General features: G+C 69.8%; 11 protein-coding genes and 2 pseudogenes. 4 read left to right on the forward strand and 9 right to left on the reverse strand.

Going from position 1 to position 11,300, the window contains the following annotated elements; translation table 11 throughout:
* The coding region (locus AB4Y99_RS24000; protein WP_441525086.1) for a pseudouridine synthase at positions 1–1,202 on the reverse strand (1,202 nt) is incomplete at its 3' end.
* A gap of 162 nt (positions 1,203–1,364) precedes the next feature.
* Between AB4Y99_RS24000 and AB4Y99_RS24005 the strand changes: the two genes are divergently transcribed.
* Positions 1,365–1,793 (forward strand): nucleoside deaminase, encoded by a 429-nt coding sequence (locus AB4Y99_RS24005; RefSeq protein ID WP_191124558.1) that lies wholly within the window; start codon positions 1,365–1,367, stop codon positions 1,791–1,793.
* A gap of 129 nt (positions 1,794–1,922) precedes the next feature.
* Here AB4Y99_RS24005 and AB4Y99_RS24010 read toward each other — a convergent pair whose 3' ends face one another.
* Together AB4Y99_RS24010 and AB4Y99_RS24015 are read right to left on the reverse strand one after the other, a co-directional pair.
* Positions 1,923–2,174 carry a hypothetical protein gene (locus AB4Y99_RS24010; RefSeq protein WP_038360843.1) on the reverse strand — a complete coding sequence of 84 codons (252 nt, stop codon included), beginning with the start codon at positions 2,172–2,174 and terminating at the stop codon, positions 1,923–1,925.
* A gap of 105 nt (positions 2,175–2,279) precedes the next feature.
* Positions 2,280–3,023, reverse strand: coding sequence for a sulfite exporter TauE/SafE family protein (locus tag AB4Y99_RS24015; RefSeq protein ID WP_441525087.1), 744 nt, complete (start codon positions 3,021–3,023; stop codon positions 2,280–2,282).
* A gap of 105 nt (positions 3,024–3,128) precedes the next feature.
* On the opposite strand from AB4Y99_RS24015, the gene AB4Y99_RS24020 reads away from it, so the two are divergent.
* Positions 3,129–3,878 (forward strand): ArsR/SmtB family transcription factor, encoded by a 750-nt coding sequence (locus AB4Y99_RS24020; protein WP_441525088.1) that lies wholly within the window; start codon positions 3,129–3,131, stop codon positions 3,876–3,878.
* Here the strand turns inward: AB4Y99_RS24020 and AB4Y99_RS24025 are convergent.
* The 3 genes and pseudogenes from AB4Y99_RS24025 to purD form a co-directional block, all read right to left on the reverse strand.
* A complete protein-coding gene (locus AB4Y99_RS24025) occupies positions 3,838–4,713 on the reverse strand; it encodes a patatin-like phospholipase family protein (protein ID WP_441525089.1) in 876 nt (291 codons plus the stop codon). The genes AB4Y99_RS24020 and AB4Y99_RS24025 overlap by 41 nt on opposite strands.
* A 27-nt stretch (positions 4,714–4,740) precedes the next feature.
* A pseudogene (locus AB4Y99_RS24030) lies at positions 4,741–5,423 on the reverse strand (alpha/beta fold hydrolase).
* Between the two features lie 144 nt (positions 5,424–5,567).
* Complete coding sequence (purD, locus tag AB4Y99_RS24035; protein WP_441525090.1) at positions 5,568–6,845, reverse strand: phosphoribosylamine--glycine ligase; 1,278 nt, start codon at positions 6,843–6,845, stop codon at positions 5,568–5,570.
* 231 nt (positions 6,846–7,076) lie between these two features.
* On the opposite strand from purD, the gene xseA reads away from it, so the two are divergent.
* Positions 7,077–8,684, forward strand: coding sequence for an exodeoxyribonuclease VII large subunit (gene xseA / locus AB4Y99_RS24040; RefSeq protein ID WP_441525091.1), 1,608 nt, complete (start codon positions 7,077–7,079; stop codon positions 8,682–8,684).
* A gap of 162 nt (positions 8,685–8,846) precedes the next feature.
* Here xseA and AB4Y99_RS24045 read toward each other — a convergent pair whose 3' ends face one another.
* Positions 8,847–9,659, reverse strand: a complete 813-nt coding sequence (locus AB4Y99_RS24045) for a dienelactone hydrolase family protein (protein WP_441525092.1) — start codon at positions 9,657–9,659, stop codon at positions 8,847–8,849.
* Between the two features lie 109 nt (positions 9,660–9,768).
* On the opposite strand from AB4Y99_RS24045, the gene AB4Y99_RS24050 reads away from it, so the two are divergent.
* Complete coding sequence (locus AB4Y99_RS24050) at positions 9,769–9,990, forward strand: DUF2093 domain-containing protein (RefSeq protein WP_038360852.1); 222 nt, start codon at positions 9,769–9,771, stop codon at positions 9,988–9,990.
* Here AB4Y99_RS24050 and lpxK read toward each other — a convergent pair.
* Both lpxK and AB4Y99_RS24060 read right to left on the reverse strand, forming a co-directional pair.
* Entirely contained in the window at positions 9,961–11,037 is a 1,077-nt protein-coding gene (lpxK, locus tag AB4Y99_RS24055) for a tetraacyldisaccharide 4'-kinase (RefSeq protein WP_441525093.1), read from the reverse strand. The two genes, AB4Y99_RS24050 and lpxK, sit on opposite strands and share 30 nt — an antisense overlap.
* Positions 11,037–11,300: pseudogene (locus tag AB4Y99_RS24060) on the reverse strand (3-deoxy-D-manno-octulosonic acid transferase); the annotation flags it as partial. The pseudogene AB4Y99_RS24060 and the gene lpxK, both read right to left, overlap by 1 nt.

Raw genomic sequence — 11,300 nt, forward strand, 5'->3', positions numbered from 1 at the left:
GTCTTGACCTCGCGGTTCTTGCCCTCGCGCAGATCGACGGTCAGCCAGGTGTTGAAGCCCTGCTGGCGCTCGAAGCGGGCGATCACCGGCCCATAATGGATGCCGTCGATCTCGACGCCGTCCCGAACCGTGTCGAGCTTGTCCTGCGTGACTTCGCCGAAGGCGCGCACGCGGTAGCGCCGGAGCCAGCCGGTCTCGGGCAGCTCCAGCACCCGTGCCAGCCCGCCATCATTGGTGAGCAGCAGCAGTCCTTCGGTGTTGATGTCGAGCCGGCCGATCGAGAGCACGCGCGGCAGGTCTTCCGGCAGCGCCTCGAACACGGTCGGGCGGCCTTCCGGGTCGAAGTTGGTGGTCACGAGGCCGCGCGGCTTGTGGTAGAGCCAGAGCCGGGTGCGCTCGCGCGCCGGCAGCGGCTCGCCATCGACCAGCACGACGTCGGTCGGCTTGACGTCGAGGGCGGGGCTTTCCAGCACGGTGCCGTTCACGCTGACGCGGYCCTCGGCGATCATCGCCTCGCTGTCGCGCCGCGAAGCGACGCCGGCGCGCGCCATCACCTTGGCGATCCGCTCCGGCTCCTGCGCCGCGATCAGCTTGCCTTCCGTGGGCGCCTCCTCGCGCGGGCGGCGCGGCCGGTCCTCGCGATGGGGATCGCGCTCTGCCCGTTGCGGGCGCGGACGCTCGAAGCGCCTTTCGCCGTCGCCGGTCTCGTTGCGGCGCGGCGGGCGGCCGAACCCGCCCCGTGCCGGACGCTCCGCCCGGTCTCCCGCCTCGCCGCGTGCGCGGAAGGGGCGTTCGGCGTGACGTTCGCCGTCGCGCTCGCTGCGGCGGGGGCGGTCCTCGCCGGTGCGTTCGCGGAAGGGACGGGCCCCACCCTCGGGCCTGAACCGAGCCGGCCTGTCGCCTGCGGGGCGCTCGGCGCGCGGGGCGCGACCCTCGGCCGGCTTGTCGAAGCGGCGGGCAGGGCGCTCAGCCCCCTCCGAATGGCCGCGGAACGAGCGGCGCTCGCCGGCTTCGCCAAAGCTCTTGCGCTCGGCGCCGTCGCGGGCCGGCGCGCGACCCTCGCCGCTGCGGCCAGCCGGGCTCCTGCTTCCCGGGCCCTTGCCACCGAAGCTCTTGCCACCGAAACCTTTGCCGTCGCCACGGCCGCCGGCTCCGCCGCCCTTGCGGGGGCCGCGGCCTCTGCTGTTGTCGTCGTCTTTCATGACTGCTCCTGAGCCCGGCCTTTGCACATCCGCTTTGCGGGAAGGGCCTGGCTCGCTTATTCGCTATGACCGGCGCTTGTAGCAGAGGCTTTTCCTCGCCGCGAGCGCCAAAGCTGGGGTTTTTCGATGTCTCTGTCGCAAGCACCTTCCGTGACCGATGCCATGACGCAGGCCTTCGACGAGGCGCGCGCGGCCGCCGCGCGCGGCGAGGTGCCGGTCGGCGCGGTGGTGATGCGCGACGGCGCGGTGCTGGCCCGTGCCGGCAACCGCACGCTGGAGCTGAAGGACCCCACCGCCCATGCCGAGATGCTGGCGCTCAGGCTGGCTTGCGAAGCGATCGGCAGCGAGCGTCTGATCGGCTGCGATCTCTACGTCACGCTCGAACCTTGCCCGATGTGTGCGGCGGCGATCTCGTTTGCCCGCATCCGACGACTTTATTTCGGGGCGGCTGATCCCAAGGGCGGGGCCGTCGAGAACGGCGTCAGGCTCTATGAGAGCCCGACCTGCCACCATCAGCCCGAAATCTATGGTGGCCTGCGCGAGAGCGAGGCGGCGGCGCTGCTGCGGGAGTTCTTCCGCGAGCGGCGGTAGGGCTTGGGAACAGCCCAGCCCTCATCCTGAGGAGCCGCGTCAGCGACGACCCGAGAATCGCGTGCCGAGAGGGCATTGGTTTCCGAGATGCTCGGGGCAAGCCCGAGCATGATGACCCCGAATTCCCGCTCAGGTATCGGACGAGGTGATGCCGAACTTCTGGGCGAGCTGGGTGCGGTCCATGCAGGAGACGTCATAGGTCACCTGCCGCCCCTTGAACTCGGGGCGCTTGCCGAATTCCTTGGTCATGGTGCGCGTGATGTCGTCGATGCGCGCCTCGCAGGCCTGCGCGGTGGTGAAGTCCATCTCGCTGATGCGTGAGGTGGTGCAGTGCGGCTCTCCCGAGACGCAGGCCATGATGACCATGGTGAAGGCATCCATAGCGGGGCATGCTCCTGTCGCTTCGGGTTGAGGCTGCGCTGATAGGGTTAGCGAGCGGTTAACGGCAGGCGAAGCGGCAGGGACAGCCAAGCAAGATACGCGCCGTCAGGCAAGACCACGCCAGCAGAGATAGGCGCCCAGCGCCAGCAAGCCTGTGAAGAAACAGATTTTGAAGGTCGCGGGCGAGATGCGGTTGCGGACGAACTGACCGACACCCATTCCCACGAGAGCGGGGACCAGCGCGAGCAGAGATTGCCAGGCCACCGTCATGTCGAGCGCGCCGGCTCCGACCAGCCCGAAGGAGAGCGCCAGCGTCGAGACGATGAAGGAGATGCCGAGCGCCTGCACCAGCTCGTCCTTGTCGAAGCCGAGGGCCTGCAGATAGGGCACGGCCGGCAAAACGAAGACGCCGGTCGCGGCCGTGACGACGCCGGTGACGAAGCCGATGACCGGCCCGAGCCAGACCTCCCAGCCGGGCGGCACGCGCAGCTTCGCCGCCTTGAGGCCGACCAGTGCGTAGAGAATCAGCGCCGCGCCGAGCCAGAGCGTCGCGCTGCCGTCCTTCTGCTGCTGCAGCAGGCCGGCGCCGGCCCAGGTGCCGAGGCAGATGGTGGCGAGCATCGACCAGAGCCGGCGCAATGTCGTGACGAGCTTCGGCCCGGTCGCGATCTGCCAGCCATTGGTGACGAGGTTCGGGACGACGAGCAGCGCGGCGGCCTGGGCCGGAGCCATGACGACGCCGAGGATGCCGACCGCGATGGTCGGCAATCCCAGCCCGATCACGCCCTTGACGAAGCCGGCAAGCACGAAGGTGGCGGTGACGAAGAGGAGAAGAGCCGTGTTGTCCATGTCCCGCTTCTGGCATTCCGAGGCAGGTCTGTCTCGGATCGATACTACGGCCCTGACCGTAGCGTCCTGGCTTGCGGCGGCGCGCGAACGGCGCATCATGGTGCCATGAGTGCACAAGGTCCCTATCTCGCGGAGATCGCCCATCTGATGGGCGACCCGGCCCGCGCCAACATGCTGCACGCGCTGATGGATGGCCGGGCGCTGACGGCGAAGGAACTCGCCTGGCTCGCCGGCGTCGCGCCGCAGACGGCGAGCGGCCATCTCGCCAAGCTGATGCAGGGCGGCTTGCTCGCCGTCGCCGCGCAGGGGCGCCATCGCTATTACCGCCTTGCCGGGCCGGAGGTCGCGACGGCGCTGGAAGGGCTGATGGTGCTGGCGAATATGGAAGGAACGACGCGCCGCCTGCCGTCCCGCGTCGGGGCCGAACTGAGTTTCGCCCGCACCTGCTACGACCATTTCGCCGGCCGGCTCGGCATCGGCATCCACGATGCGCTGATGACGGGCGGCCATCTCGTCGCCAGCGAGGGAGGCTATGCGCYGACCCCGTCGGRCAAGGCGATTTTCGCCCGGCTCGGCGTCGAGCCCGGCCAGAGCGGCAAGACCCGCCGCGCGGCGCTTCGCCCCTGCCTCGACTGGAGCGAGCGCCGGCCGCATCTCGCCGGCCATCTCGCCGCCGCGCTCGCCTGCCGCTGCTTCGAGATGGGCTGGACGCGCCGCCGCAAGGACAGCCGCGCCGTGACGCTGACGGAGGAGGGGCGCGCGATGCTCGAAACCGCCTTGCCGGGCTTCCGCTGCGATGCGCCCGAGCCTTCCGTCAGCCCGCTGCGGCGAGAGCCCGTTCCAGCGCTCGCTTGACCTCGTCCTTGACCGGCTCGGCGGCGGCGAGGATCGCCTTCGCCTTGAAGAAGTCGAGCCCGCCGATCCCGTCGAGCCCGCTGCGGATCAGGATGTCCGGCGGCTGCCGCTCGACCATGCGCTGCACCAGCGTGCGGGTCAGGATCTGCGAGGCGCCGACGATCGTCTCCATCGCACCGGGAATGCGGCCGTCGCTCGTGGCAAGCGGCGGCGCGCTGACATCGATCGCGAGCACGATCCGGCCGGGCGTCAGCAGGCGCTCATAGGGCAGGGGATTGATCGCGCCGCCATCGATCAGCACATGCCCCCCGAGCGCGACCGGCCGCACCAGCCCGGGAATGGCGAGCGAGGCGGCGACCGCCGGCGTCAGCGGCCCCTCCGACAGCGTCACCTCGACATGGCGGTGGTAGTCGGCCGCCGTCGCGCTGAAGGGGGTGGCGAGTTCATCGAAACGGTCGGGAACCGCCTCCGGCCAGAACAGGTCGAGCAGGCGCTCGCCATCGATCAGGGCGGGGTTGCCGAGGCCGCGCACCAGATCGGCGAGCTTGCCGACGCGGGCATCGAGCAGTTTCGCGACCACGCGGGCCCGGTCGCGAAAGCTGCCGAGCACATGCTCGCGCAAGGCGGAGCCCGGGATGCCGGCCGCATAAGCGGCACCGATGATCGCGCCGATCGAGCAGCCGGCGATCAGCGAAGGCTTCACGCCGAGCTCGTCGAGCGCTTCGAGGACCGGAATCTGGCTCAAGCCCCGCGCGCCGCCGGCGCCGAGCACCAGCGCGAATTCGCCGGCAGGCTTCGCGGCTTCGGGTCGGTGGGCGGCGTGGCGCGGCGACATCAGCCGAATCTGGCCATTGCCGTTCGCTCAGGCAAGCGGCTGCGCGAGGAACGGCTTCAGCGCGGCGAGCGTCGCCTGCGGATTCTCCTCCGGCAGGAAATGACCGCTGTCGATGGCCTGCCCCTCCGCCTGCGGCGCGAAGGTCTCGTGCCAGATCTCGAGCGGGCTTGCGCCCTTGGCCGGGATGCCGGCCTCGCCCCACAGGATCAGCGTCGGGCAGAGGATGCGCTTGCCTGCGGCGAGATCGGCCTTGTCATGCTGGCACGCGCCGCGTCCATGCCCTCCCACATCGAGACGGTCGGCAGGATGTCGAGCAGCGCGAGCCGCTCGACGCGGCCGGGATGGTCGAGCGCGAGGCGATAGGCGACACGCGCGCCGCGATCATGCCCGATCACGCCGAAGCGCAGATGGCCGAGCGCCTGCATCACCGCGACGATGTCCTCGCCCATGCCCCGCTTCGTATAGGTCGCTGCCCCGCCATCGCCATGCGGCGCGGCCGACCAGCCATAGCCGCGCAGGTCAGGGCAGACGACGGTATGCGTCTTCGCCAGCTCCGGCGCGATCTTGTGCCACTCCGCATGAGTCTGCGGAAAGCCGTGGATCAGCACGAGCGGCGGCCCTTCGCCGCCGACGCGGGCGAAGATCTTGCCGACCGGGCCGTCGACCCAATGGGCCTTGAAACCGGGAAACAGGCTGTCGATGTTGCTCATGGCTGCGCCCTTGCCGTGGCGGCGGAGACGATGTCCGTCCGGCCGAAATCCTCTCCCTTGTAAAGCAGGGGAGCGTTCAAGGATTTGGCAAGAGCGTAGGAGAAGCAATCGCCGAGATTGAGGCGTGCGGGGTGCCCGGTTTTGTCAGGCTTGCTCGCGCTTCACCGCCTGCCAGCCGATGTCTCGGCGGCAGAAGCCCTCCGGCCAGTCGATCAGGTCGACGGCCTGATAGGCTTTCGCCTGCGCCTCGCGCACGCTCTTGCCCAGGCCGACCACGTTGAGCACGCGCCCGCCATGGGCGACGAGCTCGCCCTCCCTGAGCTTGGTGCCGGCATGGAAGACGAGGACGTCGTCCAGCGCATCCGCCTTCTCGACGCTGCGGATGATGCTGCCGGTTTCGGGCTTGCCGGGATAGCCCCGCGCCGCGAGCACGACGGTCAGCGCCGCCTCTTCCGCCCAGCGCAGGTCGAAGGAGCCGAGCACGCCGTCGCAGGCCGCGAGCAGGGCCGGCACGATGTCGCTCTTGAGGCGCGGCATCAGCACCTCGCATTCGGGGTCTCCGAAGCGGACATTGTATTCGATCAGCTTCGGCCCCTCGGCGGTGATCATCAGCCCGGCGAAGAGCACGCCCTGGAAGGGCATGCCGCGCTTGGCCATGCCGACGAGCGTCGGCCGGATGATCTCGGCCATGACGCGCTCTTCCAGCGCGGGCGTCATCACGGGGGCGGGCGAATAAGCACCCATGCCGCCGGTGTTCGGGCCGGTGTCGCCGTCGCCGACGCGCTTGTGGTCCTGCGCCGAGGCCAGCGCCAGCGCATTGGTGCCGTCGCAGATGGCGAAGAAGCTCGCCTCCTCGCCGATCATCCATTCCTCGATGACGACCTCGGCGCCGGCGCTGCCGAGACCGCCCGAGAACATCATGTCGATCGCTTCATTGGCCTGATCGAGCGTCTCGGCCATCACCACGCCCTTGCCGGCGGCGAGGCCGTCGGCCTTGACCACGATCGGCGCACCCTGGCGGGCGGCATAGGCCTTGGCGGTGTCGGCGCTGGTGAAGCGGCCGAAAGCGGCGGTCGGAATGTTGAACTGGGCGCAGAGCTCCTTGGTGAAGCCCTTCGAGCCCTCGAGCTGGGCTGCGGCCTTCGAGGGGCCGAACACCTTGATGCCGGCGGCCCTGAGATCGTCGGCGATGCCGGCGACCAGCGGCCCTTCCGGGCCGACGACGACGAGGCCGATAGCCTGAAGATGGCAGAAAGCGACCACCGCGGCATGATCGGCGATATCGACCGCAACGTTCTCGCCGCATTGCGCGGTGCCGGGATTGCCCGGCGCGATGAAGAGCTGCTCGCAGAGCGGCGAGGCCGATATCGCCCAGGCGAGCGCGTGTTCGCGGCCCCCCGAACCGATCAGAAGAATCTTCATGCTGGCTCCCATCCGCATTGGCGGGTTTGTGAGCCCTCATCCTGAGGAGCGTTCCGGAGGAACGCGTCTCGAAGGATGCTCCAGCGCCCCCTGGACCATCCTTCGAGACGCCGCTGACGCGGCTCCTCAGGATGAGGGCTGAGGTCGGCCGAAAGGATCCTTGCGCAATACCTGCCCGGCGCGGCCACGGCAACGCTTCTGCTCGTCGGGTCCGCCCGCTATGGTCCGGCCATGAACAGCGAATCGACCGTTCCCACAGGCAATGCGCCCGAATGGACCGTCTCGGACCTCTCCGGCGCGCTGAAGCGCACCATCGAGGATTCCTTCGGCTTCGTGCGCGTGCGCGGCGAGATTTCCGGCTATCGCGGCCCGGTCGCTTCCGGCCATGTCTATTTCTCGCTGAAGGACACCAACGCCAAGATCGACGCGGTGATCTGGAAAGGCGTCTTCGGCCGGCTGAAGACGCGTCCGCAGGATGGGCTGGAGGTCATCGCCACCGGCAAGATCACCACCTTCGCCGGCAAGTCGAGCTACCAGATCGTCATCGATTCGCTGGAGCCGGCCGGCATCGGCGCGCTGATGGCGCTGCTGGAGGAGCGTCGCAAGCGGCTCGCTGCCGAGGGCCTCTTCGCCGAGGAACGCAAGCAGCTCATCCCCTATCTGCCGCGCGTCATCGGTGTCGTCACCTCGCCGACCGGCGCGGTCATCCGCGACATCCTGCATCGGCTGGAGGATCGCTTTCCCCGCCATGTCCTGGTCTGGCCGGTGCGCGTGCAGGGCGAGACCAGCGCCGCCGAGGTCGCCAACGCCATCGCCGGCTTCAACGCGCTCCCCGAAGGCGGACGCATTCCGCGCCCCGATGTCATCATCGTCGCGCGCGGCGGCGGCTCGCTCGAAGACCTGATGGGCTTCAACGAGGAGGCCGTGGTCCGCGCCGCCGCCGCCTCGACGATCCCATTGGTCTCGGCCGTCGGTCACGAGACCGATACGACGTTGATCGATTTCGCCGCCGATCTGCGTGCGCCCACCCCGACCGGCGCGGCCGAGAAGGTCGTGCCGGTCCGCGCCGAATTGATGGCGCTGGTCGCCGACCTCGCCCRCCGGCATGGCGGCGCCATGCGCCGGCTCTCGGATCGGCGCCGCAGCGATTTGCGCGCCCTGGCGCGTGCGCTTCCGGGGCCGGAGGCGGTGCTCTCCGCTCCGCGCCAGCGGCTCGACCTCGCCGCCACGCGGCTCGCTCCCGCGCTCGCCCGCAACGCCCGCGCCCATGAACAGGCCCTGCAAGGTCTCGCGCGCCGGCTCGAGGCCCGCTCGCCGCGCATCGCGCTCGCCCGGCTGCGCGCCCAGCTCGACGGTTTCGCGCGCGTGCTGGCCGCCGCGCGCGGCAACGCGATCACGAGCGAGCGCACCCGCATCGCCCATGCCCGCGACCGGCTGGCGACGCTCGAAGCGCGGGCGCGCAACGCCTTCGGCCAGAGCCTGATCCAGCGTCGCGAGCGCGGCAACCTGCTCGCCGACCGAGCCACGCGCGCTTTCGCGCAGGGGCTGCATCGCCGGCAGGACCGCCTCGACTCGCTCTGGACACTGATCCGTTCGCTCGGCCCCGAAGCGGTGCTCGCCCGCGGCTATGCGCTGATCCGCGACGAGGCCGGCGCGCTGGTTCGCAGCATCGCGCAGGCGCAGGCGGGCCAAGCCTTGACCGTCGAGGTCAGCGACGGCCGCTTCGGCGCCGTGGTGTCCGGGAGCGGCGGAGCCGCACCGAGGCCGCAGCCCCGTCCGGCGCGCAAGGAGGCGCCGCGATCGGAGCCGCCGAAATCCGCTCAGGGCGATTTGTTCTGACAGGCCGTTGGAAAGCCTAGAGCCGTCTCATCCCGAGGAGCCGCGCAGCGGCGTCTCGAAGGATGTTCCAGACGGCTCCGGGCTTCCTGAAATATCCTTCGGGACGCCATTTCCGGCGAAATGGCTCCTCAGGATGAGGGCTGAGCGGTTCGCTGAAGGGAATCAAGGTGCCTTCAGGAAGGCGTCGACGCGCTTGAGTGCATCCTCCCGAGCGGCCGGGTTGGTGCCGACCATCACCTTGCCGGTGCCATTGGCGGAAAAGGCGACGTTCTCGCGCTCCTTCACCTCGAGGCGGGGATGATCGAAATCATGGACCGCGCCGGGATAGGTCACGAATTCGACCTTCTCGCCGCGCGCCTGCGCCGCCTTGGCGAGGTAGCCGCAGGGGGCGGCCGGCGTCCAGTCATCGGCCTCGCCCATCAGGATCAGCAGCGGCATCCGCACGGCAAAGCTCGGCGATTCCGACTGGATGCGGCAACCCGGATAGAAAGCGATCGCCCGTGTGAAATCCGGCATCTGGTCTGCCGGCTGCCTGTCCTTGCGGATGGCGGTAAGCACCGTCGAGCCGCCGCCGGACCAGCCGATCAGGGAGAGCTGGCCGGGGCGGATATCGTTGCGCTGCAGCAGCCAGAGGCGGGCGGCCATGGTGTCGGCGACCCGCTCGCGCCCGGCCCGGACGGTGAGATCCTTCACGCCGCATTGCGAGGCGAGCCCGCGCGAGCCATAGCTGTCCGGCATCAGCACGGCGAAGCCTGCATTGGAGAGCCGTTCGCCCCAATCCAGATGGCGCAGCGAGAGCTTGCCTTGCTCGCGCCACAGRCCGCCGCAACCATGCAATGCGACGACCGCCGGAAACGGCCCCGGCCCCGGCGGGCGGAAGAAAACGCCGTCGAGATGGCCGCCGTCCATCGCGATGGAGACACGCTCATAGCCGCCGGCATGGACCGCCGAGGTTGCAAGCAGAACGAGACACACCACACGCGCCAACAGGCGCAGGACACTGGACATCGCCGACCGGAAAATGACACCGCGCAGTGATTATCCCGGCTTTCCGTTTCGCAATCAATGATTTAATACGATTTTGATGAATATCAGCGAGCGCCTTCCCACTCCCGCTCCCGAAGCGGTCGTCGATTACGGTCACGGCGAATTCCGCGTGATCAAGCCGGGCGGCTTCGTGCGCTGCGCCGTCACCGGCGCGCCGATCCGCCTGGACGATCTGCGCTACTGGTCGGTCGAGTGGCAGGAAGCCTATGCCTCGCCCGAGGCGGCCCTGCTAAGGCTGCGTCGCGCCGGCCGCGGCTGAGGCCGTCTCCAGCAGCTTTGCGATCCGCTCCGGCGCGTCGAAGACCAGCCTGACAGGCAGCACGCTTAGCCGCTGCCTTTCGCTCTGCGGCCAGAGCGCCGCCAGCTTGGTCATGTCCTTTTCGGTGGTGGCGACAAGCAGGTCGCCTGACCGCGCTTGCGCGATGATGCTGGTGACATCCGATGCCGAATAGGCATGGTGGTCGCCGAAGGCCCGTTCGACCGCAATGATGGCGCCGATGGATTCCAGCGTGGCACGGAATTTCTCCGGCCGGCCGATGCCCGAGAGCGCGACGACCTTGCGCCCGCGCAGCGTCCCGGCGATCTGCCCGTCGGGTTCGAGCCGTGCCGCGATGACCGCCTTGTCCTGCCTCGCGGCCGCCTCGGCGACGCGCGCGCCTGCCGCTCCCGGTCCGATCACGATCACCGCATCGGTACAATCGAGCTGGCCCGCCAGCGGTGCCCGCAGCGGCCCCGCCGGCAGGCTGAGGCCGTTGCCGACGCCGCTCGCGCCGTCGACGACCGCCAGCCGCAACTGCTTGGCGAGCGCCGGGTTCTGCAAGCCGTCATCCATGACGATCACGCTCGCGCCGCGGGTACGGGCCAGCGCCGCGCCGGCGATGCGGTCGCGGGCGATGACCGTGCGGGCATGGCCTGCCATCAGCACGGCCTCGTCGCCGACCTCGGTGGGGCCATGCCGCGCGGGATCGACCTCGACCGGGCCGGGCAAGCTCCCGCCATAGCCGCGCATCAGCACGAAGGGCGTCTCGCCGCGCGCGCGCAGCAGCCCGGCCAGCGCGATCGCGGTCGGCGTCTTGCCGGCGCCGCCGGCGATGAAATTGCCGACGCAGATTACCGGCACGCCCGCTTCCGCGCCGCGCCTGCGCATGCGCCGCAGCGTGATCGCGCCATAGGCCAGCCCGAGCGGAGAGAGGAGCCGGGCCAGCAGCCCCGGCCGGTCGCGCCACCAGAAACGCGGCGCGCTGAGGCGGGATGCGAAAAAGTGGAAACCGGTTTTTCGCTTGGATCCCGCCTGTGATCCAGACATCAGGGCGCGCTCTCGCGCTGGCCGAGCGCGGCGCGCATCAGGAGCGGCTCGATGGCCTGCAGCGTGCGGTTGATCGCTCCGCCGAGCTCGCTCGCCGTATGCGCCGCCGCGCGCGCCGCCTGCCGGGCGCTGGCCGGATCGCTCAGCCAGCGATGCACCGCCCCGGCGAGCGCCTGCGCATCGGCGACCTCGCGCGAACCGCCGTCGCTGTCGAAGGCGGCGAAGATCTCGGCATTGTTGTGCACGTAAGGGCCGTGCAGCAG

The sequence above is a fragment of the Allobosea sp. TAB14 genome, assembly GCF_052113865.1.
GTDB classification, from domain to species: domain Bacteria; phylum Pseudomonadota; class Alphaproteobacteria; order Rhizobiales; family Beijerinckiaceae; genus Allobosea; species Allobosea spartocytisi.